At 39.1% G+C, this 25,794-nt stretch carries 22 protein-coding genes; 4 read left to right on the top strand and 18 right to left on the bottom strand.

What is annotated here, in order from left to right:
• The 9 genes from BMX40_RS19965 to paaA all read right to left on the bottom strand — a co-directional run.
• Positions 1–100, bottom strand: a 100-nt coding sequence (locus BMX40_RS19965; RefSeq protein ID WP_244513573.1) for a 3-hydroxyacyl-CoA dehydrogenase NAD-binding domain-containing protein, incomplete at its 3' end; no start/stop codon positions are given.
• A 538-nt stretch (positions 101–638) separates the two neighbouring features.
• Complete coding sequence (locus BMX40_RS13955) at positions 639–2,162, bottom strand: aldehyde dehydrogenase family protein (protein WP_244513559.1); 1,524 nt, start codon at positions 2,160–2,162, stop codon at positions 639–641.
• Between the two features lie 48 nt (positions 2,163–2,210).
• Positions 2,211–2,987 carry an enoyl-CoA hydratase/isomerase family protein gene (locus tag BMX40_RS13960; RefSeq protein ID WP_090870961.1) on the bottom strand — a complete coding sequence of 259 codons (777 nt, stop codon included), beginning with the start codon at positions 2,985–2,987 and terminating at the stop codon, positions 2,211–2,213.
• Between the two features lie 2 nt (positions 2,988–2,989).
• Complete coding sequence (locus BMX40_RS13965) at positions 2,990–3,763, bottom strand: enoyl-CoA hydratase/isomerase family protein (protein WP_090870964.1); 774 nt, start codon at positions 3,761–3,763, stop codon at positions 2,990–2,992.
• Positions 3,756–4,061: an EthD family reductase gene (locus BMX40_RS13970; protein ID WP_090870965.1), complete on the bottom strand. Its 306-nt coding sequence runs from the start codon at positions 4,059–4,061 to the stop codon at positions 3,756–3,758. Before BMX40_RS13970 ends, BMX40_RS13965 begins: the two co-directional genes overlap by 8 nt.
• Before the next feature lie 22 nt (positions 4,062–4,083).
• Positions 4,084–4,584, bottom strand: coding sequence for a 1,2-phenylacetyl-CoA epoxidase subunit PaaD (paaD, locus tag BMX40_RS13975; protein WP_090870966.1), 501 nt, complete (start codon positions 4,582–4,584; stop codon positions 4,084–4,086).
• 80 nt (positions 4,585–4,664) lie between these two features.
• Positions 4,665–5,480: a 1,2-phenylacetyl-CoA epoxidase subunit PaaC gene (paaC, locus tag BMX40_RS13980; protein WP_244513562.1), complete on the bottom strand. Its 816-nt coding sequence runs from the start codon at positions 5,478–5,480 to the stop codon at positions 4,665–4,667.
• Entirely contained in the window at positions 5,477–5,830 is a 354-nt protein-coding gene (gene paaB / locus BMX40_RS13985) for a 1,2-phenylacetyl-CoA epoxidase subunit PaaB (protein ID WP_090870968.1), read from the bottom strand. The genes paaC and paaB overlap by 4 nt, the downstream gene beginning before the upstream one ends.
• A 20-nt stretch (positions 5,831–5,850) precedes the next feature.
• A complete protein-coding gene (gene paaA / locus BMX40_RS13990) occupies positions 5,851–6,840 on the bottom strand; it encodes a 1,2-phenylacetyl-CoA epoxidase subunit PaaA (RefSeq protein WP_090870971.1) in 990 nt (329 codons plus the stop codon).
• Between the two features lie 258 nt (positions 6,841–7,098).
• On the opposite strand from paaA, the gene paaX reads away from it, so the two are divergent.
• From paaX to BMX40_RS14005, 3 genes are all read left to right on the top strand, one after another.
• Positions 7,099–7,941, top strand: a complete 843-nt coding sequence (gene paaX, locus BMX40_RS13995) for a phenylacetic acid degradation operon negative regulatory protein PaaX (RefSeq protein ID WP_090870972.1) — start codon at positions 7,099–7,101, stop codon at positions 7,939–7,941.
• A 336-nt stretch (positions 7,942–8,277) separates the two neighbouring features.
• Positions 8,278–9,264 carry an NAD(P)/FAD-dependent oxidoreductase gene (locus BMX40_RS14000; RefSeq protein ID WP_090870973.1) on the top strand — a complete coding sequence of 329 codons (987 nt, stop codon included), beginning with the start codon at positions 8,278–8,280 and terminating at the stop codon, positions 9,262–9,264.
• 427 nt (positions 9,265–9,691) lie between these two features.
• The gene (locus tag BMX40_RS14005) at positions 9,692–10,954 is read left to right on the top strand and encodes a GGDEF domain-containing protein (RefSeq protein ID WP_090870974.1); all 1,263 of its coding nucleotides are present in this window, start codon (positions 9,692–9,694) and stop codon (positions 10,952–10,954) included.
• Between the two features lie 90 nt (positions 10,955–11,044).
• On the opposite strand, the gene BMX40_RS14010 is transcribed toward BMX40_RS14005, so the two are convergent.
• The 4 genes from BMX40_RS14010 to gltB form a co-directional block, all read right to left on the bottom strand.
• Positions 11,045–11,698: a DUF421 domain-containing protein gene (locus BMX40_RS14010; protein WP_090870975.1), complete on the bottom strand. Its 654-nt coding sequence runs from the start codon at positions 11,696–11,698 to the stop codon at positions 11,045–11,047.
• 303 nt (positions 11,699–12,001) lie between these two features.
• Positions 12,002–13,069: a dual-specificity RNA methyltransferase RlmN gene (gene rlmN, locus BMX40_RS14015; protein ID WP_090870976.1), complete on the bottom strand. Its 1,068-nt coding sequence runs from the start codon at positions 13,067–13,069 to the stop codon at positions 12,002–12,004.
• Positions 13,070–13,476: 407 nt separating this feature from the next.
• Positions 13,477–14,964 carry a glutamate synthase subunit beta gene (locus tag BMX40_RS14020; protein ID WP_090870977.1) on the bottom strand — a complete coding sequence of 496 codons (1,488 nt, stop codon included), beginning with the start codon at positions 14,962–14,964 and terminating at the stop codon, positions 13,477–13,479.
• A 51-nt stretch (positions 14,965–15,015) separates the two neighbouring features.
• Positions 15,016–19,647: a glutamate synthase large subunit gene (gene gltB, locus BMX40_RS14025; RefSeq protein ID WP_090870979.1), complete on the bottom strand. Its 4,632-nt coding sequence runs from the start codon at positions 19,645–19,647 to the stop codon at positions 15,016–15,018.
• 380 nt (positions 19,648–20,027) lie between these two features.
• Between gltB and BMX40_RS14030 the strand changes: the two genes are divergently transcribed.
• On the top strand, positions 20,028–21,032 hold the full coding sequence (locus BMX40_RS14030) for an LLM class flavin-dependent oxidoreductase (RefSeq protein ID WP_090870981.1): 1,005 nt from the start codon (positions 20,028–20,030) through the stop codon (positions 21,030–21,032).
• 61 nt (positions 21,033–21,093) lie between these two features.
• On the opposite strand, the gene BMX40_RS14035 is transcribed toward BMX40_RS14030, so the two are convergent.
• The 5 genes from BMX40_RS14035 to BMX40_RS14055 form a co-directional block, all read right to left on the bottom strand.
• Positions 21,094–21,891 carry an ion transporter gene (locus BMX40_RS14035; RefSeq protein WP_090870983.1) on the bottom strand — a complete coding sequence of 266 codons (798 nt, stop codon included), beginning with the start codon at positions 21,889–21,891 and terminating at the stop codon, positions 21,094–21,096.
• A 313-nt stretch (positions 21,892–22,204) separates the two neighbouring features.
• Positions 22,205–22,807 (bottom strand): NAD(P)H:quinone oxidoreductase, encoded by a 603-nt coding sequence (wrbA, locus tag BMX40_RS14040; protein ID WP_090870985.1) that lies wholly within the window; start codon positions 22,805–22,807, stop codon positions 22,205–22,207.
• Positions 22,808–22,922: 115 nt separating this feature from the next.
• The gene (locus tag BMX40_RS14045; RefSeq protein ID WP_090870987.1) at positions 22,923–23,840 is read right to left on the bottom strand and encodes a pseudouridine-5'-phosphate glycosidase; all 918 of its coding nucleotides are present in this window, start codon (positions 23,838–23,840) and stop codon (positions 22,923–22,925) included.
• Positions 23,837–24,964 carry a PfkB family carbohydrate kinase gene (locus tag BMX40_RS14050; protein WP_090870989.1) on the bottom strand — a complete coding sequence of 376 codons (1,128 nt, stop codon included), beginning with the start codon at positions 24,962–24,964 and terminating at the stop codon, positions 23,837–23,839. The genes BMX40_RS14045 and BMX40_RS14050 overlap by 4 nt, the downstream gene beginning before the upstream one ends.
• A 193-nt stretch (positions 24,965–25,157) precedes the next feature.
• The gene (locus tag BMX40_RS14055; RefSeq protein WP_090870992.1) at positions 25,158–25,670 is read right to left on the bottom strand and encodes a DUF3231 family protein; all 513 of its coding nucleotides are present in this window, start codon (positions 25,668–25,670) and stop codon (positions 25,158–25,160) included.
• Positions 25,671–25,794 lie beyond the last annotated feature (124 nt).

Consider the following 25,794-nt stretch of genomic DNA (forward strand, 5'->3'; position numbering starts at 1 on the left):
CATCTACAACTATTGTGTGAAAACCAGCAAGGGCCGAGACATAGGCAATGCCTCGCCCCATTACACCAGCCCCCACGACCACAATCTGACTAATAGTCATGGTACACCCCTTTCTACTGATTTATTAAGGACTTTTCAATCATCGTTCTATAAGGCACATAACGTATATAATGCGATGTAACTTTTGGTTTCACCTAATGGAAATATTGTTGATAGCCGCTACGGCAGAACGCTTCGCTTTCCGCGGGCACGGCCTCAGCTTCCTCAGAAGCAAAAACCGCTTCTTCCGGGATCTTCGGACTCGTGCTGTTCCCGCAGGAGTCTACGCATTCTGCCTCCGCTGTTTAAGTGGTTCCTATTTTGCGAGAATATACATCATGAAACTATGATTATTGATTGAATAATAATCACAAATATATCAGCGGAGGAAATACATGGAGACTCCTGCGGGAAAGCGAAGACGCTGAGACCCCGCAGGGAGCGTCCTTTGTGAGCGAGGAGGCTCAGCGCGAGCCCGCGGAAAGCGAAATGTATTTCCGTAGCGAGTTATATGCACCCAACAATCATTTTTAGTTACGTCGCATAATATATCTTAAGCGATATTGAATCCGCAACAACACTTACGGATGGAGCCATTGTTAGACACCAAATGGATTTAATGGTTTCGAACCATAGTAGGATAGTACACTTTTATCTTCCATATATAAATCAAGCGTCTCGACACTTAGTTCTCTACCAAACCCAGACTGCTTGTATCCACCAAACGGCGTTCCAGGAAAAGCAGAGAAAGGACTATTCACCATAACAATTCCCGCTTCGATTTGGTGGGCAACACGTGTCGCTCTCGCTTGATTTGTCGTCCAAATCGCAGATCCTAATCCATATTCGGTATCATTTGCACGTTTTATTACTTCTTTTTCATCAGCAAACTTCTCCACTACTACTACCGGACCAAAAATCTCTTCTCGTACCGCTTTCATTTCTGGAGATACATCAGTAATAATCGTAGGTTCATACCAATACCCATTCTCAAATCCTTCTATTTTCATTTCCTTCCCACCAGTTAAAATGGTGGCACCATCTTCAACAGCTGATTGTACATAGGAATCAATCTTTTCCAGTTGTGCTCGACTAATAATCGAACCAACGTGTGTCCCTTTATCAAATGGATCACCGAGTTGCAGCTTTTTCGTCTTTTCTACAAACCCTTCCATGAAATCGTCATAAATGGACTCATGTACAAACATACGTGAACGTGCTTCACACGATTGTCCCGTATTAAAGAAGATTCCGAATAATGAACCTGGTACTGCTGCCTCCAAGTCTGCATCTTCAAAAACGATATTCGGTGATTTACCTCCCAATTCAAGTGTCAATCGTTTCAACGTTGAGGAGGCTTTCTCCATAATATCTCTACCAGTTGGGGTCGATCCGGTAAAGGCAACCTTATTTACATCTTGATGTTGGACTAAATAATCACCGACAACCTCACCTGAACCTGGAATCGTATTTACGACACCTTCTGGCACCCCTGCTTCATGGCAAATTTCATTTAAAATAATGGCTGTGATTGGTGTTAAACTAGCTGGTTTGACAACTACAGAACAACCCGCTGCAATCGCAGGCGCAATTTTCCACGCTGCCATCATCATTGGATAATTCCAAGGTATGATTTGCGCACAAACACCGACAGGTTCCTTATGTGTATAATTAAAAAATCCATATGGCATGTTATTTACTTCCCCACGATGACCAACAATAGCCCCCGCATAGAACTCAAAGTCTTCAATCGACTGATTGATCTGAACCTGAGCAGCACCAACCGATTTACCACTGTTTAACACTTCTATTTCTACCAATTCTTTAAAGCGCTCACGCATAATTGCTGCGATTTTATTTAAGACACGTGCTCGTTTTCCTACTGGATACTTTCGCCATTTGCCAAAATCAAACGCATTGCGAGCAGCTCGCACCGCTTTTTCTGCCTCCTCCTTATTTGCTCTGGCAACGGTTGCAATTGCCTCTCCTTTTGCAGGGTTAAACGTTTCAAAAACTTCGCCATTGCTATTCTCGACTCGTTCCCCGTTAATAATCATCGAATAATGGTCTCGCTTCATTGTTCCTACCTCTGTTATTCCCTCTTTTGTAACTGTTTGTGACATCTGTTTTACCTCCTTATATTCTCTAAGAAAATGAATCTTCACATAAGATTAGCTACCAGAAAATCTTGCTTTTCTTTTTTCAGCAAATGCTGTCAGTCCTTCCTGATGGTCATCTGACATACCAGCAATTCTTTGTGCATGTGCTTCTTGTTCCAAAAAGGTACTTATGTCATGATTCATGCTGTCTAACATATATCTTTTGATTAAAGAAAACGACTTGGTAGGCAATGCTGCTAATTGACTAGCAAAGGTTTTTCGTTTCTCTTCCCAATCTGATGGTTCTACCAGCTCCGAAATTAACCCCATTTCCAAAGCTTCTTCCCCTGTAATCGGCTTGCCTAATGTTGCAACCTCTAGCGCCTTTGAATATCCAATAATTCTAGGTAATAGGTACATAAATCCAGAGTCCGGAACTAACCCAACATTCATAAACGCACTAACCAATTTCGCTTGTGATTTCATCATTCGAAAATCAGCCGCTAATGCAAGACTCATTCCAGCTCCAGCTGCGGTTCCATTTATAGCTGCTATAATTGGCTTCGGTGTTTGTTTCATTGCTCGAATCATTGGATGATAACGCTCACGCAAGAAATCTGCGTGATTGGTAGATTCTTCTACATCCACTAAGTCTTGCCCCGAACAAAACGCTTTCCCTTCCCCCGTTACCTCAACACATCTGACACTCGAGTCTTTTCCCGCCACTTTTAAGGCGGTCGTTATTTCTTTATTCATCGCCTCTGTCATCGCGTTATATGCAGATGGCCGATTTAACGTAATTGTGGCAACCTTATCGTTCACCTCATATCTAATGGTTTGAAACTCCACGATTACACCCCCTTAAATGAAGGTAACCGTTTTTCTTTAAAGGCTTGCATACCTTCTTTTTGATCGTGAGAAGCAAAGGATAAATAGAAGTTTTTCCGTTCCAATTTCTTCCCTTCTCTTACAGGTTGATCCTCCGCAGCATAAACAGCCTCTTTAATTAACCTTAGCGATATAGGAGCCTGTTCAGCTAGTTGATTTGCTAGTCTCATAGCTTCCTCTTCAACTAACTCTGGTGCTACGATTCGATTAATTACTCCATAATGCAACGCCTCTTGGGCTGACATTGGTTCTCCTAACCAGATCCATTCCAGCGCCTTGCGTCTACCCATCGCTTTCGTTAAAAATTGCGTTCCACCAGCACCAGGCATCACTCCGAGCTTTACTTCTGGAAATCCAAATTGTGCATTTTCTGCACCAATAATTAAGTCACAGTGAAGTGCAAGCTCAAATCCCCCTCCTAAGGCAAAACCATTAACTGCTGCAATGGTAGGCTTCTTCACATTGCTAATCTCGTCCCATATAGCAAATGGGTCTAAAAATTCTAAGGTAAGAGGCGTATCATCCATCATCTCATCAATATCTGCTCCTGCTGCGAAAGCTCGCTCATCTCCCATTAATAGGATGACTCGAATCCGATCGTCTTGGTCAAAGGATTTTAACTGACCTACAATCTCATCTACCATTTGCCGATTTAACGCATGTAATGCTTTGGGGCGATTGAATTGAATGATTCCAACTTTCCCCTCCTGCAAGACCTTAATAAATTCCTTATTCATCTATTTCCTCACCAATCATTAATGTGACAATGTCACCAGCAAATTTCATCACATCTTTTCCTGATGCCTTCCCCTCGTCTGTTTTCATCGCCTTTTGTAAGGAATCATGATCATCATAAAACATCTCACAAAGCAAGTAGTACTCACTCTTCCCCATTGGTGAACCTAAAATTTTGGTTACCTTCATATCTCGTAACCCAGGAATTTTTTTCGTAATAGGTGTATGCGTATTAAAATAGTAGTCATCAAACTTTTCTTGATCCTCCGGTTGCTTGTATAAAGCGATTAATTTAACCATTTTTAAAACTCCCTTTTAAAATTTATGATTTGGAATACGAAACTACTGGCTTCATAGCCTCAAAAGGATTTCTACAAGCGCTGCAATACAATATACTGCGACACGCCGTAGGGCCAAAAACATTTTCCATTGATGTATAGTCAGATCCACAAAATGGGCATTCGACAGTCCATTCATCACCTTGGTGGTAATTTTCTGGTGGTGGTGATATCCCATGTTTTTTTAATTGATTCTTTCCATGCTCTGTAATGGCTTCTGTAGACCATTGGTAATCAAAAGTAAATTGCACATCACAAACTTTTACCCAACTTACGTCTTCTACTGCTTGTTTAACGTTGGATTCAATTATTTCTAGTGCCGGACATCCTGCAAAAGTAGGTACCATAGTTATAAAGACATTATTTCCTACAAGATGAATATCATGAACCATTCCAAGGTCCAGTACACTAACAGAAGGAAGCTCAGGGTCATCCACTTTCTTCAATACGGAGTGAATTTCATTTATTCCTCTTTCTCTGAACATTGCTTTTCCCTCCCATCTGTAAGAAGTACTTACCAAAGTGAATAACCTTCATTTTGCATGCAATAAAAGCTCTAATCTTTTTACCATATAGCTGTTTTATCACTGTTATAGACTTCTGCGAAGGTTTCTAAAGCTTGCTCCAAATCCACTGTATGCTCACCATTTCTTCCATTGCCATATATTTGTTTGAGAGGCTTATTCGGTACATTCGTAATGGTATTGGTTACTTCTTGTAACCATTTTCCCTTCAACTCCTCACTACTTGTGATTATTGCATGCCTTTGCATATCTTCCGCACAATCTCCTAGCTCCAATACATCTCCAAATTCATCCCATGCCTCGACAATTCGCAGTTCCATTCTCTCCTGCGCCTCATCCGTAGATTTCTGAAGCTGCTTCATCCACATTTTCCAATGGGCTAAATGATAGGTTTGTTCCATTAAGGCTTTCTTTGCTACATTAGCTAACGGTTTATAGGACCCATCTGAAATCGCTTCCAATTTAATCTGTTTAAACGTTTCATAAAAATAATTACGAACAACAGCTAGCGCCCAATCAAAATACGGTTCTCCATGATAAGCACCTTCACCATTCCGTTTTTCTAAATAACATCCGTTTTTTCTGTCCTTCGGTTGACGTTCATGGGCCAATACATCTGCCTTTCCTTCCCCAAGTTGTTCAAGTAGCTCATAGAACATTACCGCATGCCCCATTGTATTCTGTGTGATGGATGAATACGCAACATCCTCCTCAATATGGGGAGCAAGGCCTAGCCATTCGGAACCGCGGAACGAGATAATAAAGTCATCATCAGCAAGTTGATAAATTAGTTCCGTCACTGCTTTTAAATAAGAAGGATCCTGTTTCGCTTGTTCGGCTGTTTCAACTAGCTTCACTTTTCCCCCACCTCTTTCCAGGATAAAATCTCTTTTTCATCCAACATCCCCTGTTCTTTCTCCTTCCACTTCTTTCGCAAGTAACCATACCCCTTCGTAGTGCGATAATCCTTATTGTCTATACGTTTTGTCCATTGTTGCCTCTCCTCACTCGTCATTTTGCGTATGTCTGTTTGTTTTACAACCCATACATCAAGTACTTCTTCACGTCGCATAAAGTTTTCCTGGGCCATTAGTAAGGCCATTTCTTCGTTTGGTGCCAGCAAACTAAATTGGTGCTGCATACCTGCTTTTTTCCCCCGTCTACTAAATACCTCATAAACTTGGTAAAAGTCTGCTTCTTTGGTCATTCCTTCTCCCCCCTTTTCTCCTAGGACTCTACTGTTTTAGGAACTAACGCTTGTCGTACCCAGCGGTTATTTTCATAAGCGATTTCTCGCAAACGCAAACGTTCTTTTGACTTCGGACCTTTATTACGGATAATTTGTTTAAATTCATCCCAGTTTGGTTGCTCGTATATCCATTGTTGTTTTTCCTTATCATAATGAACAGTTTCATCTGGCACGGTTAATCCCAATGAGAACACACGAGGTAAATATTTATCTAAAAACGCCTGCCTTAACTCTTCATTCGTACTTTTTCGCACACGATATTTAATCATAATATCTTGTTTGGAAGACCCTGTTGTTGCAGCAGTACTAGGACCGAAAAACATTAGCAATGCCGGCCACCAACGATTTAATGATTCTTGTAAAATATCTCGCTGGTATTCTGTCCCTTCAGCTAATGCCATAATAATGGCCTCCCCATGTTGAGCATGGAATACTTCCTCCTGACAAATACGCTGAAGTGCTCGTTGATAAGGTCCGTAAGAGGCATCAAGCATATTCGTTTGCGACATAATGGCAGCTCCATCAACCAACCAGCCAACCATACCAGCATCTGCCCAGGTTTTCGTTGGCATGTGGAAAACATTATGAAACTTCAAATCTCCTGATAATAGATCCTCGATAAGATCCTCTCGCGTTTTCCCATATGGCTTCATTAAGTCTTCGGCAACTCGTAATAAAAGCTGTCCATGTCCCATTTCATCTTGAACTTTGGCCATAATTCCTAATTTCCTGCGCAGTGTTGGGGCTTTTGGAGTCCATTCCTTCTCCGGTAATGCACCCATAATCTCACTAATTCCATGCATTGATATGAGCTTAATGAGTGCTTGCCGATACTCTTCTGGCATCCAATCATCTGCTTCAATCTTTTCTCCAGCTTCAATTCGAGCCATAAACTGTTGATACTTATCCTGGTCTTTTTCCACGTAGGCAGTTGTTTTGGAATCCCCATCCTCCACATAGTTATACATCCCAATCTCCCCTTATCACGTTTATGTAACGTTATACTAACAAAATGTTATATAATATTCAAGAATAAAACTAATATTCTAAAAATAGTTTACAATGACAAAGTGTTGTTTATATTACACAATTTATTCTCCCCGTAAAATTTTTATTATAAAATTTATCCCAAAATCTATAAAAGTTCGTGATTCTTTATTTAATCTGTAGTAGACTAATCTTTACATACAGTTAAAGAGTGGGATTAAGAACAGAAAGGAATAGTTATGGAAAAACAATTCAACACACGATCAATGATTTTCACATTATACGGGGATTATATTCGCCATTATGGCAATGAAATATGGATCGGTAGTTTAATTCGATTGCTTAAAGAGTTTGGTCATAATGAACAATCGGTTCGTGCTGCAATTTCACGCATGAGCAAGCAAGGATGGGTTCAATCTGAAAAACGTGGAAATAAAAGTTATTACTCGTTAACCGAACGAGGAAAGCTACGTATGGAAGAGGCTTCTAAGCGTATTTATAAATCGGAAACTCCGACATGGGATGGCGCTTGGAGAATGCTTGTATATACGATCCCTGAAGAAAAAAGGCATTTGCGAGACGAACTAAGAAAAGAGTTAGTTTGGAGTGGGTTTGGGTTACTTTCTAACAGTTGTTGGATTACTCCTAATCCACTTGAAGAACAGGTACATAGTTTAATAGATAAATATGAAATTGGTTCATATGTTTCTTTTTTCCGTGCTACATATGAGGGTATGAGTACGAATAAAGAGCTAGTGGAAAAGTGTTGGGATCTAGAGAATATGAATGAAAGATACTCCCAGTTCATTCAAGAATATAGCCAAAAATACATCCTTGATAAAAACAAATTAGAAAAAGGAGAAATGAGTGACGGCATTTGCTTTGTTGAATGTGCATTACTGGTACACGAGTATCGTAAATTTTTGTTTATCGATCCAAGCCTCCCACAAGAATTACTTCCAGATAAGTGGTTAGGTGATTCTGCTGCTACCTTATTTAACGATTATTATCAAATGCTTGCAAAACCAGCGAAGCATTTCTTTGAATCAGTCTTTGAACAAGGAGTACCAATCGGGAATTAAATACAATCAAGAATGAGAATACAACTTGCTAAAGCCCTACATCCTCAAGGTTGTTCCTGCCACGGAACAGCCTCTTTTTTTCAAAAAAGCGCTTAAATTCTTGTTTCCTTAGGATAACTCTATTTCCCCGTTCGACAACACCCCTCCATATAACAATAAATATAACCTTCGATTAAAATCAGTTATATATTTTACCTGTTGACAATTTTTTATTGTTTAAATATTCTTTATATAATAATAAAATTACATTCGTATTAATAACGTTATATAAATAACCTTGTTATTTGTGGTTAATAAGTTGAAAATGATTACGAAAATGTAGGAGTGAATTGGAAGATGAAGGAAAAAGTGTATGATATTATAATCGTGGGAGCAGGCCCAGTTGGATTATTTACTGCGTTTTATGCTGGAATGAGAGAGGCAACTGTGAAAGTAATTGATAGTATGCCCGAAGTGGGTGGTCAGCTAGCAGCATTATACCCAGATAAATTCATTTATGATGTAGCAGGTTTTCCAAAGGTAAAAGCAAAGGATTTGATCGACCAATTACATCAACAGGCATTAACATTTTCTCCATCATTTTGTTTAAACGAATCCGTTCTAGAAGTGGAACGATTGAATAACGAAATGTTCCACATTCAAACTACTAGTAGTTCACACTATTCGAGGAGCATTATCATTACTGCTGGTGCCGGGGCATTTCAACCTCGAAAATTAAAGCTAGATAATGCCTCGCAATTTGAGGGAATATCCTTACACTACTCTGTAAAAAATCTTAAACAATTTCAGGATCAACGTGTACTCCTGTGTGGAGGTGGGGACTCTGCTGTAGACTGGGCATTAGCATTAGAACCCATTGCAAAGGAAGTAATCCTTATCCATCGCCGAGATAAGTTTCGTGCCCATGAGCATAGCTTAACCCTCTTAAAAGAATCAACTGTAAAAATTCGAACCCCATTCGAGATTGAACAACTCTTTGGGAAAGGTGGAAAAATGGAGCAAGTATCCATTAAGGAAGTAAAAGGTGATCAACATGACTTACTAGACATTGACGCTATCATCGTGAACTTTGGTTTCATCACCGATATTGGTCCGATTAAATCTTGGGGATTGGAAACAGAAAAAAGTTCTATTCAAGTGAACAGAAAGATGGAGACTAACATTCCTGGAGTTTATGCAGCTGGAGATATTTGCGGTTACGACGGTAAACCAAAATTGATTGCAACCGGATTTGGTGAAGCAACGGTTGCTGTAAATCACGCCAAGAAATTTATTAATCCCAAAGCAAAGATTAATGTTCATAGTACACACTTATTTGCTTAGTACAAATCTAGGACTTAAGTAATACCCAAGGAAAATTCGTATCAACTCCCCGAATTTTCCTTGTTACGTAATATGATCGTTTCGTTAGGTAATAGTTTTATCTTTATGGAGAAATAGTGTTCCTCCAAATAGAAAACCGCTCCGGCATTCCTTCGCTTCTCGTAGTGTTATTGTGAAACGTTTATTTTTTCTACTGGAACCCCTTCTTTATCAACAATGCACGGTAATTTCTTTCTCAGTATTTTTTTCATAGCAAGTTTCGGAATTCTAATTAGCTTAGCTTAAACAAAAGAATGATTCTATTTATTATTCATGCAAATACATATTTAATATTCTTTTTTCAGAAATTTTTCAGAAACATTCTGTTAAACTATGATATGATAGAATTAGGAATTTTTTCCTACATGGGATAGAGAGGAGACCTAGCATGCGTGTAAAACTATTTATTATTCTACTGTTTCTAACATCGCTTACAGTTGCAGTTACATCTGGCCAATTGATAATAGAAACGAAAACATATGTAGTGGCGCTTGGCTTCTATTGGTTGTTCTCTACACTTTATTCCCATTTAGCAGTAATTGTTAAAAAAGGAAATGTCTCCATGGATTATGGTGTGACATATAGTATTTCTATGGGTATATTTGCTGGGCCACTAGGAATTTTCATTCTTGAAACCCTTTATCGTTTTACCGTATATATCATTCGAAAAGCAACAAAAACTGCCGATGAAGAGGAGTTTTACCATTCTCTTTATAATATTGGCTCATTTGCTTTAAATAGCTCCATTGCCTATTATTTGTTTCATACAATATATCCTATCTTTGAAACGGTACCACTTGGATTTTGGATAGTTATGATCATACTAGTTACGATCATGTCGTTATCTTCAGACATATATCTGATTATCTTATTTTCACTTATGGGAGATATCAAAACGACGAAAGATGCGATTGACTTTATTAAAAGTAGAAGCATATTAGATATGGGGAAAATTATTTTCTCAAACGGATTATTACTTATGTTCTTACAGTCCGAACAATGGGAAATGTTAATTGGACTTTTCCTATTAAATTATCTTGTTAGCAGGTCCTTTATGGAAAAAAATCAGAGTATACAGCATAAATTGGAACGGGATAAATTTGAACAAATGGCATACACCGACTTTTTAACCGAAGTTTATAACCGAGCTTACATGGATAAAACAATGGTCCAATTAAATCAATCTGGTGAACAGCTTGGAATTATTGTTACCGATATTGATTCCTTTAAACGTATTAACGATACCTATAATCATGCTGTTGGTGACCGTGTCATCCAACATTTTGCCGCAACAATTCAGAGTTACCTTGATGATACTGATTTCCTATTCCGAAGTGGTGGAGAAGAATTTACAATTTTCCTTAGAAATCGAAGTTATCAAGAATGTGTTACCCTCATCGAACAAATGAAAGATGGTATTATGCATAAACCAGCAGCTGCAGAGTATAAGTCGAATGAGATTTTACTTCAGCATACCGCCTCTTTTGGACTATATTACTATAAAGCTTGTGATGCAATGGATATCAAAAAAGCATATGTTCATGCTGACAATTTATTATTAAAGGCGAAGGATTCAGGTAAAAACCGTTTAGTTTCCAAAAACGGACTAACTGATTTACCGTTATCTTTACGTTATACTACGAATAATTAGCTCGATATCAGCTCTTCAGAGTGGGGAATGGGATACATTAATCATGCAATATTTTCTCCCCACTTTTGCTGTACTGCAAATTGCTTCCGTTTACTGCAAATGTTTCGGAACTTGTTTATCATGCCCTTTATTGGTTACTTCGGTAAAAATGTCGTCTTCAATTTTCTTTTGATCGATTTGTTGTTTCATTTGATTAATTTGTTCACTCATCTCAATTATTTTTGCATTTGTTGGAATTTGCGCGGACACTTGATTAATTAAATCAATTAGCTGTTTGAATTCTTTTTTTGTTACCGGTTCCGCATCAGGTTTCAATTTGAAACCCAGTTGGCCGTTTGGTTCCAATGTGGCATATTGCACATCTTCAATTTTGGTTACGTTTCTTTGACGCAAATTTCCTTCCAATTGATCTACCGTTAAACGTACCTTTCTTAAATTCTGCTCATTTAGTCTCCCATCTTCAATGATGACTTTCGAATTACCTGAAATGAACTTCTCAAATGGGTTGCCTTTTATTTGCAAATATTCCATGAGTACTAAAGTGATTACCAATACCCCTCCAGCTCCAACTGTTCTCCAAATATTTTCTCCAGCAACTGGTTGAATAAGTAATGACCCGATTCCAATCATGATAACCGTTTGTGGTAATGTCATTTGAGAAATAGACTTTCTTCCTGCCACTCTTAATAGAATCGTACCTGCGACAACTACCACAACAGCTTTCCAAATCCAATCCAAGTCCATCTTATCTACCCCTTTACAAATTCTATAAGGATAGTTTCTCAATATAGGGATTATGTATGCATTAGATTGTTCAAGCACGTGTTGGTAGCCTTGTGCCTGCGTTACCTCGGCACAAAGGCGGTGAAGTTTACTCGTTGAAGTTCCTTAGCTAGTCTCTGGGCGCTGGGCGATGAAAACGCCACGTCCTGTCCGTCGAAGCTGGACGTGGCTGTTCCTACCAATAATTTATCCACAGGGATTTAATTTTATAATTTCCTAAGAAAGAATAAAAAAGGGTCGCCCTACATAAGGCAACCCTTCTCTTTATCCTACATTCTTCTTTTTAATTTGCTTACTACGCAATTGTCCACAAGCCGCATCAATATCCGCACCATTTTCCCAACGAACTCCACAGTTAATTCCATTATCTTTTAAGATCTCAAAGAATCTCTGGATTGATTCCGAATCACTACGTTGATATTGGTTATGCTCTTCGACGGTATTATACGGGATCAGATTCACATATGACAGATGACGCTTCTCTTTTAAGAGCTTAGCCAATTGTCGTGCTTCCTCCTCATGATCATTAACATCTCTTAGCATAATATATTCGTAGGTAATCCGACGATTCGTTTTTTCTAAATAATAATCTACTGATTTCATAAGCTTTTCAATTGGGAATGCTTTGTTGATTTTCATGATACTTGTGCGTAGCTCATTATTCGGCGCATGCAAAGAAATAGCTAGATTTACTTGAAGCCCTGTATCAGCAAATTCATAAATCTTATGCGCTAAGCCACTTGTAGAAACCGTAATATGTCTTGCACCAATATTCAACCCGTGGTCTTCATTAACAACTTTAATGAAGTCTACAAGGTTGGTAAAGTTATCAAATGGTTCGCCGATACCCATAACTACGATATGACTTACGCGCTCATCTTTTCCTTGAGCATCCAAATGTTTTTGTACCTTCATAATTTGTTCTACGATCTCTCCGCTCGATAGATCACGCGTTTTACGCAATAAACCACTAGCACAGAACGTACAACCAATATTACAGCCTACCTGTGTTGTAACACAGACAGATAGTCCATAATTAAAACGCATCAATACGGTTTCAATTAAATTACCATCATCTAAGCGGAATAAGAATTTAATGGTTCCATCTTTTGATTCTTGTTTAATTTCTTCATCTAATGTTTCAAGAACAAAATTTTCTTCCAACAGAGCGATGGTTTCTTTATTAACGTTCTTCATGTCTGAAAAGCGATAAACACGTTTTTTATAAAGCCAGTTCCATACCTGGTCTGCACGGAATCTTTTTTGACCATGTTCTTCTAGCCAACTTCTTAATTGTTCATATGTTAATCCATAAATGGATGTTTTACTCATTGTATACCCTCGTTTCCAATAAAGTGAATCTTAATCAGTGGAAAAAATAATACTACCTATCTATACTACATAAAAATTGCCCATGTAGCAAACTGTTTTTTAAAATTTAAGCATTTATCAAAGCTCTCTGATAAAAAATCCCTAAAGCTCAGGTAGAAATAGAGAAGTAGGATACATTCCTATAGATGCTCTTTAACTATCCAGCAAAAAATAAACCCGTCCACAGACGAGTTTATGATTCCATTCGCATAGGAAATGGAATTTACTTATTATACCTTTAGCAGGTAAATATTTCCCATTCTAATTCCAGATTATTTTCTCATAAGATTAGAGTTCCCAATATCATCCTTAGATATACCTGTCGAATCTTTCTAGGCTTTTATACTAATTTTCGCATCTACCTCCACCTATGGTAAATCAGTTGCTCCCATTAAATATCGGTCACACTCACGAGCTACTTCTCTTCCTTCATTAATGGCCCAAACAATTAAACTTTGACCACGTCGCATGTCTCCTGCTGCAAAAACTCCATCCACATTTGTATGATAGTTTCCATACTCCGCTTTTACCGTAGAGTTTGCGTCACGCTCAATTTTTAGTTGGTCAAGCAATCCTTGTTCAGGGCCACTGAATCCTATTGCGATTAACACCAAATCTGCTGGCCAAATTTTTTCTGTTCCAGGTATTTCTTCACGGTATCTATTGCCATTTTCATCAAAGCGTAACCTTACATTTACCGTATGGACTTCTTTGATTTGTCCATTCTCGTCACCAACAAATTTCTTTGTCATTACTGCATAGGCACGAGGGTCATCCCCTTTTTTGCTAGCAGCTTCTTTATGTCCGTATTCAACTCGATGAATGATTGGATATTGTGGCCAAGGATTGGTTTCTCGATCTCGAACAGATCCTTTCTTATCATAGATGTCAAACTGTGTTAAACTCTTGCAGTTATGCCTTACCGCAGTTGCTAAACAATCCGTTCCAGTATCTCCACCACCAATTACAATCACATTTTTATCTGTAGCAGAAATATAATTTCCATCTTTCAACTCTGAATCTAGTAAACTTTTCGTATTTGCCTGAAGAAAGTCCATTGCCGAGTGTACACCCTTCAAATGGCTTCCCTCTACCTGTATGTCCCGATGTACGGTAGCACCACCACATAAGATAGTAGCGTCGAATTCTTTTTCCAATTTAGAAACTGGGTAGTCTTTACCGATTTCTGTATTGGTTACAAATGTGATCCCTTCTTTTTCTAGTAGTTCCACACGACGTTTCACAATGTCATAGGGTAATTTCATTTCTGGAATTCCATACGTTAATAATCCACCAGCTCGATCATTTCTCTCAAACACGGTAACCAAGTGTCCTGCTTGATTTAACTGTGCAGCAGCAGCCAGCCCAGCTGGACCAGATCCCACTACTGCAATTCGTTTACCAGTTCGTTTCTTCGGAGGTTTTGGAACCACCCAACCCTCCTCAAAACCTTTTTCAATGATAGAACGCTCAATCGTTCGTATGGCAACAGGCGGCTCGTTTATCCCTAATACACAAGCTCCCTCACAGGGGGCAGGACATGCTATACCCGTAAACTCAGGGAAATTGTTCTTTTCTTGCGCCCTTTCCAATGCTTCCTTCCATTTTCCCTCGTAGACTAATTGATTCCACTCTGGAATAAGGTGATAAACGGGACAGCCAGTTGTTACCCCATTAATTTCCATACCAGAGTGACAGGTCGGTACGCCACAACTCATACAACGTGCGCCTTGGATTTGAATTTCCGTTTCCGTCATAGGTGCTGTATAATCCTTCCAATCCTTAATTCGAACGGAAGGCTCTCGTTCTTTTCGTGCTTGACGTTTATATTCCATAAAGCCGGTTTGTTTTCCCATAAAAAGCCCCCTTCACTCTCATTAAGCTGCTATTTTCTTTTCAATTCGCATTCAGGTTTTCAGTTCCATTTTTTCTTTCTTAAGCTGTACTTGTCTTGAATACGTTCTTACTTCTTTAAATCCGTTTTTACTTTCCTCAAATGCAATCATTTCTGCATCAGATTTCTCGAAACCACGATCAAGTAAAACTTGAATTCTAGCTTGTATTTTAGCGTATGTTTTTGGAATGATACGGACAAATTTGCCTACATATGATTCCCAATACGCTAAGATCCTCTCAGCATGAGCACTGTTCGTATATTCTACATGCTTTTTGACTAAATCATATAATTCTCCAATTTCTTGGCGATCGGCCAATGCTTCCATTTTTACTAATTCGGTGTTTACGTTTTGACGAAATGCATTGTCTTCATCCAGCACATATGCTACTCCACCAGACATACCCGCGGCAAAGTTTCTACCAGTTGAACCTAAGACAACAACTTTACCACCGGTCATATATTCACAGCCATGGTCTCCTACCCCTTCGACTACAACATGAGCCCCACTGTTTCGCACACAGAACCTTTCTCCAGCAATTCCTCGAATATATGCTTCACCAGAAGTTGCTCCATAAAATGCTACATTCCCAATGATAATATTCTTTTCTGGGGGAAAAGTCACAATAGGATCAGGATGTACGATAATTTTCCCTCCAGATAATCCCTTTCCAACAAAGTCATTGGCATCCCCAATTAATCGCATTGTCATACCTTTAGGAATAAAAGCACCGAAGCTTTGGCCAGCAGAACCATTAAAGTTCAACTTAATTGTATCCTCTGGTAGTCCTTTTTCACCACATCGCTTAGTAACTTCGCTACCCAATAATGTACCTGTTGCACGGTGGATATTGCGAATTGCTGTAGTAAACTCAACTTTCTTTTCGGTTTTAAATGCATGGCTACAATTCGGGATAAGCTCTTGATAATCCAATGTTTTTTCAAGGCCATGATCTTGTTCTCTGACTGCATAACGGTTAACATGATCAGCTACATCTGGCTGATAAAGTAGAGCAGATAAATCAATTCCTTTTGCTTTCCAGTGATCAATAGCATCATTAACCTCTAGCACATCCGTGCGGCCGATCATTTCGTTTATCGAACGGAACCCTAGCTCAGCCATAATTTCTCGTGCTTCTTGAGCTATAAACCGCATAAAGTTCACCACGTGATCTGGATCCCCTGCAAATTTTTTGCGTAACTCGGGGTTCTGAGTCGCAATACCAACCGGGCAAGTGTCCAAGTGACAAACCCGCATCATGACACAGCCTAACACTGCTAATGGAGCGGTTGAAAAACCAAACTCTTCTGCACCAAGCATAGCAGCAATGACAACATCACGTCCTGTCATCATTTTACCGTCTGTTTCAACAGCAATACGATCTCGAAGGCCATTTAACAATAGGGTCTGATGCGTTTCTGCTAAACCAATTTCCCACGGCAACCCAGTATGCTTAATACTTGTATTTGGCGCAGCACCAGTACCACCATCATACCCACTAATCAGAACGTGATCTGCTCTTCCTTTCGCAACACCAGCAGCAATTGTTCCAACTCCTACCGCTGAAACAAGTTTCACACTTATTCTGGCAGTTGGGTTGGTATTCTTTAAGTTATAGATTAGCTCTGCTAAATCCTCAATCGAATAAATATCATGATGTGGTGGCGGTGAAATTAGCTCCACTCCTGTTGTTGAGCCACGCACCTCTGCAACCCATGGATAAACTTTCTTTCCAGGTAAGTGGCCACCCTCGCCTGGCTTTGCGCCTTGAGCAACCTTTATCTGTATTTCATCTGCATTCACTAAGTAATGACTAGTAACGCCAAACCTTCCTGATGCCACTTGCTTAATGGAACTTCTTCGTAAATCTCCATTCTCATCCGGGGTAAACCGATCCGGTGATTCGCCACCTTCACCAGAATTACTTTTTCCACCAATGCGATTCATGGCAATAGCTAGTGCCTCATGTGCTTCCTGGCTGATTGCTCCATAAGACATAGCCCCTGTTTTAAACCGGGCACAAATCGAATCGATGGATTCAACTTCTGTAATTGAAATCGAATTTCTTTTTTTAAATGTTAATAAACCGCGTAACGATTGGAGGTTTTGCTTATCATCCGTTAGTGAATCTGAATATTCCTTAAAAAGATCGTAGTTTCCACTTCGACAAGCATGTTGAAGCTTAAAAATGGTACGTGGATTGTATTGATGATCCTCCCCGTTCTCTCGGTATTGATAGTCATCCCCGACAGCTAACACTTGGTTTCCGCCTCGATATTCTTTAAATGCTTGTTCATGTCTCATAAGGGTTTCCTTCTCAATGAGATCCAATCCAATTCCACCAAGACGTGATGCTGTTCCGGTAAAATATTTTTCAATTACATCACTTTTAATTCCAATCGCCTCAAAAATTTGTGCTCCTCGATAACTTTGAATCGTAGATATTCCCATCTTTGATAAAATCTTGATAATTCCGTCTGTTACGCTCCAAACGTAATTGCCAATTGCTTTTTCTACGGTTATATCTCCAATGTCTTCATTACGCACGAAACCATTTATTGTTTCATATGCAAGGTATGGGTTAATCCCTTCTGCACCATATCCAATTAGCGTGGCAAAATGATGAACCTCCCTAGGTTCTCCAGATTCCAGTAGGATACTAACCTTTGTCCGAACTCCACTTCGTATTAAATGATGATGCAGTCCTGATACGGCTAGTAATGCTGGCAACGCTGCTTTTTCCTTATTGACACCACGATCTGTTAAAATTAAAAAAGTTGCTCCGTCTTGTATCGCTTGATTTGCTTGTTCAAAAATACGCTGTAAAGCATTTTTCATAGAGCCTTCCTTTGCATCAAACAGGATGGATAGACTTTGCGAGGCATAAGACGCTTCTGTTAGTTGCCGTATTTTTTCTAATTGATCATTTGTTAATAGCGGTGTATCGATCCTAATGTGCTTACAACTAGCTGCAGTTGGATTTACTAAGTTTCCCTCTGCCCCAATTGTCGTACTAGTCATTGTTATTAATCTTTCCCGTATCGCATCTAAAGGTGGGTTGGTTACTTGGGCAAATAATTGTTTGAAATAATTATAGAGTAACTGCGGCCTCTTGGATAATACCGCTAAGGGGGAATCGTAACCCATAGAACCAATGGGATCCTTGCCATCTGTAACAAGCGGCTTAATAATTTTTTCAATTTCTTCTCTTGTATATCCAAATGCAAGTTGCTGCTGTAGCCTTTCCTCCTGATTAAGGGAAGGGCTCATCTTTTTTGTCTTTGGTAGGTCTTCAATATGCTTTAAATTCGTTAACCAATCTTTGTACGGATGTTCCGATGCAACTTGTAACTTTATATCCTCATCTGGAATGATGACTCCTTTTTCCAAGTCCACCAACAGCATTTTACCCGGTTGTAATCGGTCTTTATATAAAATGTCATCTGCAAAGATATCTAACGCTCCAACCTCAGATCCAAGAACAATCATTCCCTGCTTCGTTACATAATAACGTGCTGGACGCAGCCCATTCCGATCTAAACACGCTCCTATTTGTGTTCCATCCGTATACACCACAGCGCTTGGTCCATCCCAAGGCTCCATTAAAGTACTATGATATTCATAGAAATCTCTTTTTTCTTCTTTAATAGATGGATCATTCGCCCAAGGTTCAGGAATCATCATCATCGCTGTATGTGCAAGGGATCGTCCTGATAAATGCAAAAACTCAAAGGTGTTGTCAAATATAGATGAATCACTTCCGTCAGCATCCATGATTGGCAGGATCTTTTGTAAATCCTCTTCATTAAAATTATCTGATTCACATAGCTGTTCTCTAGCCCGCATCCAATTTACATTACCGCGTAATGTGTTAAATTCCCCATTATGGATCGTATAACGATTTGGGTGGGCTCTTTTCCAACTGGGGAAGGTATTCGTACTAAATCGTGAGTGAACGAGTGCTAGTGCGGATTTAAAGTCGGGATGGTTCAAGTCAATGTAGAAGGAATCTAACTGTTCTGGTACAAGCATTCCTTTATAAACAATTGTACGGGTTGATAAACTACTAATGTATACATCTTCGTATTCCGGATTTTTCGCTACTTCTTGCTCAATACGTTTCCGAATGACATATAATTTGCGTTCGAATGCCATTTGGTCTGGAAGTTCCTCAGACTTTTGAACAAATACTTGACGTATTGTTGGCTTACTTTTTGCAGCAACCTTTCCTATGAACGATTCATTTAATGGAACAGGCCTCCACCCTAAACATGTTTGCCCTTCTTCTTGAATGATTGATTCAACAAGCTGTTTACATTCCATTCGCATATCGAGATTGTTCGGCAGGAAAAACATCCCCACTCCATATTCTCCTTTTCTCGGAAGGTGGATGTTTTCTTTTAAACATTGTTTCTGAAAAAAACGATTCGGAATTTGCGTTAAAATCCCAGCGCCATCTCCAGTACTCGTATCTGCAGACTGGCCACCTCGGTGCTCCATATTACATAGGATATTAATAGCGTTTTGAACAATGTTATGTGTCTTTTTACCATTTATATTTGCGATCATCCCAATTCCACATGCCTCATGTTCAAAATCTGGATGATATAATCCCTGTTTCTCAGGGTAGCCGTTTCGTGTCATCACAACAGCTCCTTTCCATGGTTATAGAAGGTGTGTCCATTTCGAATCGAAAATGAACACACCAAATCAAATAACTAAAAATTAGCAATTTAATTAAGTATACCATAAAATCCATCTTTACACAAAATTCAGAAATTTATATTTATGCTTAATCCTTTCATCACAGCGATTGTAAACGCTACCATAGGGTGGTGGAATATTCAAACTTTCTTAATATTATTCATTTGTTTCTTATAGGTATGGATAATCTAGATTAACTTTTTACATCCTATCCATGAAGCAGTTCATTAGACTACATTAAAAATTAGTCGTATCATTTTAATGAGATTACATTTACTAACAATCTTACTTATTGTAAGTATCCTATAGGAGTGAAGAAAATGAATAAATCCTTTCAAAATATACCTTTATCCGTTTTGGATTTAGCCCCTATTAATGAGGGAAGCAATCCAAGTGAATCCTTTAAGAACAGTGTAGATTTAGCGCAGCATGTTGAAAATTGGGGATATAATCGATACTGGCTTGCGGAGCATCACAATATGCCTGGTATCGCTAGTTCTGCTACCTCTGTCATTATGGGACATATTGCCGAAAAGACAAATCGGATTCGAGTTGGGGCTGGAGGTGTTATGTTACCTAACCACGCTACACTCGTTATTGCCGAACAATTTGGAACCTTAGAATCGCTTTACCCTGGAAGAATCGATCTCGGATTAGGACGTGCTCCAGGTAGTGATCAAGCTACTGCCTATGCACTCCGTCGCACATTAAATATGAGTGTAGAGGATTTTCCGATGCAAGTAAACGAACTACAAGATTACTTTTCGGATGAACCAATATCTCGGGTAAAAGCAGTTCCAGGTCAAGGGTTGCATGTCCCGATTTGGCTCTTAGGGTCAAGTGGATTTAGTGCACAATTGGCTGCACAAAAAGGATTTCCATTTTCATTTGCGAGTCATTTTGCACCAGGGTATTTATTTCAGGCATTGAAGCTTTACCGAGATAACTTCCAGCCATCGGAGCAACTAGATAAGCCATATGTAATGCTTGGTGTAAATGTAATTGCAGCAGACACGGAAGAACAGGCAAAATATATCGCAACTTCTCAGCAACAGCAATTTTTAAGTATACGAAAAGGGAATCCAAGTAAACTACAACCACCTGTTGGTAACCTAGAAGAGCGATACTCACCACTGGAAATTGCTGCATTGAGTGAAACACTCGACTCTAAAACCACTATAGTTGGGGATAAAGAGATGGTAAAAGATGGGCTTGAAAGCTTCATTAACGAAACAGCGGCAGATGAATTAATTATTAGTTCTCAAATTTACCATCACAAAGACCGCCTACGTTCCTATGAAATTGTGTCTGAGTTAATGGATTAAGAATATAAGAGTAAACGAAAGCCACGATCCCATTTTATTTTGGAATCGTGGCTTCTTTACGTTATGACTCATGCTTACTTTTTTCCTTTAATAATTCCTTTACTTCCTGCAGTTCTTTTTGAACTTCATCTAATTTAATATCGGTAGGCGATGGCGTTTCCTCTCTATTCGCCTCTTCTACGTTACCAACAACAACACCAACAAATAGGTTCACGATGACAAACGATCCAACCAATATGAACGTGACAAAGTACCACCATGAAGCAGGGTCAGCAATCAATATCGGTCGCATGACTCCACTTGCCCACGATTCTAAGGTGATAACTTGAAATAGCGTTAATAGCGAATCGTGTAATGAACCAAAGTATTCTGGAGCAATGGAAGCGAACATCATTGTACCGATTACCGCGTAGATATAGAAGAATATTCCAAGCAAAAGCATAATTGTTCCCATCGAGGGGATCGTTTTGATTAGTGCATTAACCATTTTCCTTAGAGAAGGTATTACAGAAATTGCTCGTAGCACACGAAGAACGCGTAAAATCCTTAATACAGTTACATAATGGCCTCCAACTAATAAGTGACCACTTGCAACGATAACAAAATCAAACACATTCCATGGATCTTTAAAGAACGATCCGATTGATTTACTTCCGATTAGACGAATGATGATTTCAATGGTGAAAATCCAAAGTAGAATTTGGTCCACCAAAAGAAACCAATCTTTAAATCTATCAATAAAGTAAGGGTATGTTTCTAACCCCACTAATACAGCATTCACAACAATTAAGCCGACAATCACATTGGTAAATAGAGGATTTTCGGATAGTTGGGCAGATCTTTTTCTTATCGTAGACATAAGTTACGTTTCCTCCTTACCAATCTATTTTACTTACTTTTATTCATTCTGTCATCTGAATCATTTATTTATCTCAAACAATATTTTTATGAGCTTTTTTTACTGCTTATGATCAGATTTTTGTCGAATAGGAGCACATTGTCTTCTTTTATGAGCGATTTTCTCGATTTATGAGCTAAAATGAAAATTTATGATCAAATTCCCTGTAACCACCACAGCATAAACAATCCATAAACATCCAGCTTACCAAACAAAAAGACTAACTGGTCCGCTAACCAATTAGCCTTTTCTATAAGTATTTTACAATTATTATTTACCCTTTTACACGACTTGCAACGTCCACTGTGCGTTTAGCTTGATGCTTCACAGCTGCTTCTACATCTTCGACCATTTTTCCATCTTGACTCTGCGTTACACTCGTACCGTATGGGTTACCACCCGCACCAAACAGAACCGGGTCTGTATAGCCAGGAGGAACGATGATAGCACCCCAGTGCATCATCGACGTGTATAAAGAAAGAATTGTTGCTTCTTGCCCCCCATGCGGGTTTTGCGCTGATGTCATTGCGCTTACTACTTTATTTACCGTTTTACCGGAAGCCCATAGCCCACCTTGCGAATCAAGAAATTGCTTCATTTGCGATGCAACATTTCCAAAGCGTGTCGGTGTACTAAATATGATCGCATCCGCCCATTCAATAACATCAGGTGTCGCTTCAGGAACATCTTTTGTTGCGTCGTGATGTGCTTTCCATTCTGGATTTTGAGCTATTGCTTCTTCAGGTGCTAGCTCAGGAACTTTTACTACTTTCACCTCTGCCCCTGATTCTTTCGCCCCTTCTTCTGCCCATTTCGCTAGCTGATAATTTGTACCAGATGAGCTATAATAAATGACTGCTAAATTTACATTTGCCATGTTTTTCGTCTCCTTCGTTTTTTTATTAGGAAGGATTTTCTAGAAATCCATGGTAAAAGTTTCTCCTAGTATCGGTTATTTTATTCCCATCTCACAAAATGGCTTCCTACAATATCTATTCATTTAAGTGAGCTAGACCTACAGCGATTTGGGTACCTACTACAGCATTATTTTTTACCAACGCAATATTAGCATCCAAGCTTTTTCCACCGGTTAATTCTTTTACTTTTCCTAGTAAAAATGGTGTCGCTTCTTTACCTTTTATACCTTTTTCCTCTGCCTCTTGCAATGCTGAATCAATCGCACGCTTAATCACATCTTCAGGCATGGCATATTCTTCTGGAATTGGATTTGCAATTACGGCGCCTCCAGATAGGTTTAAATCCCATTTCGCTTTTAATGTGGTAGAAATCTCTTCTACGGAGTCGGCACGATAATTTACGGAAAACTCACTCGAACGCGTATAAAATGCCGGTAATGTATCTGTTTGATAACCAAAAACGGGTACACCTTTGGTTTCTAAATATTCCAATGTTAAGCCAAGATCTAAAATGGATTTAGCACCAGCGCAAATAACAGCTACATTCGTTTTTGCGAGCTCTTCTAAATCTGCAGATATATCCATCGTAGTTTCTGCTCCTCGATGTACTCCACCGATACCACCGGTTACAAAAATAGCAATATCGGCCAGTTCAGCACAAATCATTGTAGCAGCAACCGTGGTGGCACCTTTTTGCTTCGTCGCTAGTAAATACGGCAAATCACGGCGAGATGCTTTGGCGATATCAGAACTATTTCCGAAAGATTCTAACTCTTCATCGGAAAGACCGACTTTAATTTTTCCATCAATAATCGCTATCGTAGCAGGAACAGCTCCATTATCTCGAACAATTTGTTCCACTTCACGTGCTGTTTGTACATTTTGTGGATATGGCATACCATGTGAAATAATTGTTGATTCTAGTGCTACAATCGGTTTCCCTTGTTCTTTTGCTTCCCTTACTTCTTTTGATAATTCAAGATAATTTTTCATGATAATTCCTCCATGTCTTTAAATAATTGATCCGATGATAAATTCTGCCTAACCGTAAAAGGAGATTGCAATGTCTTTGCTGCATTTGCAATTCCTGCCTTAGCACTATCAGGAAGCGATTTTCCATCAAGCCAAGCATAGATGATGGCGGACGAAAACGCATCTCCCGCTCCAGTTACATCCACGATTTCTTCAAGCTCGATTGCAGGAATATGATAAATACCCTCTGAATCATTCCCAATCATGACTCCTTTAGCTCCATTTGTAATAACCACATTTTCTACCCCATGGGATAACCATTTCTCAACGGCCTGTCTCCATTGATCATTGGATTTAAGTTCTATCGAGAAATAGGCCTCTGTTTCATCACGATTCGTAATGAGCCACGTTAATCCATTTAAATCCTCCGGCAATCTCTCCATTTTAGGAGCAGATACCGCTACGAACACAACGGGAATTGACTGGTTCCGGGAAAATTCAATTAAATAATTTAACGCTTCTTTTGGACAATTTAAGTCAACCATCAAACATGCTGCTTGGCTCATCTGAGGAGCAAGATTTTTTAAAATATCAGGTGTGATTTGTTCATAAATGTCCATATCAGCCAACGCAATAACTAACTCACCAGACCTATCTAAAACGGCAGTATAGGACCCGGTAGCTTCCTTTGTAAATTTAGCTACATAATCTACGTTCATATAAGGGGAAGATGCTTGCTCAATGAAGGTCCATTCCGCATCAGATCCACCCGCTGTAACTAGAATAACCTCTTTCCCTAAACGTCCTAAGTTTTCCCCAATGTTGCGCGCGACTCCCCCAGCATTTTGTGTTGAATGAACTGGATTCGAAGTAGCAAATTTAACTTCACCGTTTATATAAAATTTTCGATCCACGTTAGCCCCGCCTATGCATATAACGGGATTTTCTTCATTTAAAATATATGCCTTCCCGCGTATATAACCTTTTTTGACGAGTCCAGATATCAAATTAGCTACAGACGGCCTCGATAACTCTAGCTTTCCTGCTAGTTCTTGTTGAGAGATAAACGGATCACTTTTAATTAATCGTATTACAGATTGTTCATTGTGGTTTAATTGCTCCCACTTATTTTCCGTCACTAGCATCACCTAAACTTTTGTTTATTTTTTAAACTTTTGTTTATAGTTTAGCGTAAATCATTCCTTTAGTCAATGTCTAAAACGACACGATTTCAACATTGGATTAGATTAGGAATAACAATTTTCCAAACACGAAAAACCTTGGCTATCGTATTCATGTTACGAAATCCAAGGCTTTTCTTTGTAATGAACAAGTATTTTATTGCTCTTCTGCTCCATTTTGATGAAGTGGTGGTGGGACTAACCAGCCCTTCTCCTTATTAAGTCGTAGAAGCTTCATTGCAAACGTCGCTTTTTGTGTATGGAATTGCCCAAACATAGATGCAATGTCCTCCCGGATGCACTGCCCCATCGCTTGACTACATGTAACCAATCCTGCTGCTGTATCAGCGGATAACGTTGCCGCAATTTCAGGATCCATGGCACGTGCTCCGGTTGGAATATCTTCTAATTCTGCTTTTGGACGCTCAGGCGGAGTAGGAGGTAAACCAACACCATTCTCTTTCAAAAGTGTTTCCATTTCTTGAATATGCTGTTTACCCATATCAATTGCCTCATCCATAAATTTTATTAAATCTTGATCACCTGCGTGATTTCGTAATGTTTGATGGCCAACAACCATCCCTTTCATTGCATGTACTGCAGCCCATACCCCATATACCTCACCATAGTGCATTGGCTCATCTTTTGGATTACCACTTAATATACCCATCTCTTTCCTCCTCATCATGTTTTCCACTATTTTCTAATAGCTCATCCTTATAATCCCTTTATTACATTGTTTTATACTGTAATTTTCGATTTTTATGAGTGGTCATCTCCACAAAATGAACGGT

The organism is Oceanobacillus limi (assembly GCF_900111445.1).
Taxonomy (GTDB): Bacteria; Bacillota; Bacilli; order Bacillales; family Amphibacillaceae; genus Ornithinibacillus; species Ornithinibacillus limi.

Bases quoted from the DNA above. Each gene is read 5' to 3' on its own strand.
- BMX40_RS14005 (WP_090870974.1), top strand. From the start codon at position 9,692: ATGCGTGTAAAACTATTTATTATTCTACTGTTTCTAACATCGCTTACA.
- BMX40_RS14050 (WP_090870989.1), bottom strand. From the start codon at position 24,964: ATGCTAGTGACGGAAAATAAGTGGGAGCAATTAAACCACAATGAACAA.
- paaX (WP_090870972.1), top strand. From the start codon at position 7,099: ATGGAAAAACAATTCAACACACGATCAATGATTTTCACATTATACGGG.
- paaA (WP_090870971.1), bottom strand. From the start codon at position 6,840: ATGTATAACTATGTGGAGGATGGGGATTCCAAAACAACTGCCTACGTG.
- BMX40_RS14030 (WP_090870981.1), top strand. From the start codon at position 20,028: ATGAATAAATCCTTTCAAAATATACCTTTATCCGTTTTGGATTTAGCC.
- BMX40_RS14020 (WP_090870977.1), bottom strand. From the start codon at position 14,964: ATGGGAAAACAAACCGGCTTTATGGAATATAAACGTCAAGCACGAAAA.
- BMX40_RS14010 (WP_090870975.1), bottom strand. From the start codon at position 11,698: ATGGACTTGGATTGGATTTGGAAAGCTGTTGTGGTAGTTGTCGCAGGT.
- gltB (WP_090870979.1), bottom strand. From the start codon at position 19,647: ATGACACGAAACGGCTACCCTGAGAAACAGGGATTATATCATCCAGAT.
- paaD (WP_090870966.1), bottom strand. From the start codon at position 4,584: ATGTTCAGAGAAAGAGGAATAAATGAAATTCACTCCGTATTGAAGAAA.
- rlmN (WP_090870976.1), bottom strand. From the start codon at position 13,069: ATGAGTAAAACATCCATTTATGGATTAACATATGAACAATTAAGAAGT.
- BMX40_RS13955 (WP_244513559.1), bottom strand. From the start codon at position 2,162: ATGTCACAAACAGTTACAAAAGAGGGAATAACAGAGGTAGGAACAATG.
- paaB (WP_090870968.1), bottom strand. From the start codon at position 5,830: ATGACCAAAGAAGCAGACTTTTACCAAGTTTATGAGGTATTTAGTAGA.
- BMX40_RS14055 (WP_090870992.1), bottom strand. From the start codon at position 25,670: ATGGGTATATTAAGTGGTAATCCAAAAGATGAGCCAATGCACTATGGT.
- BMX40_RS14045 (WP_090870987.1), bottom strand. From the start codon at position 23,840: ATGAAAAATTATCTTGAATTATCAAAAGAAGTAAGGGAAGCAAAAGAA.
- BMX40_RS14000 (WP_090870973.1), top strand. From the start codon at position 8,278: ATGAAGGAAAAAGTGTATGATATTATAATCGTGGGAGCAGGCCCAGTT.
- BMX40_RS13970 (WP_090870965.1), bottom strand. From the start codon at position 4,061: ATGGTTAAATTAATCGCTTTATACAAGCAACCGGAGGATCAAGAAAAG.
- BMX40_RS13965 (WP_090870964.1), bottom strand. From the start codon at position 3,763: ATGAATAAGGAATTTATTAAGGTCTTGCAGGAGGGGAAAGTTGGAATC.
- BMX40_RS14035 (WP_090870983.1), bottom strand. From the start codon at position 21,891: ATGTCTACGATAAGAAAAAGATCTGCCCAACTATCCGAAAATCCTCTA.
- wrbA (WP_090870985.1), bottom strand. From the start codon at position 22,807: ATGGCAAATGTAAATTTAGCAGTCATTTATTATAGCTCATCTGGTACA.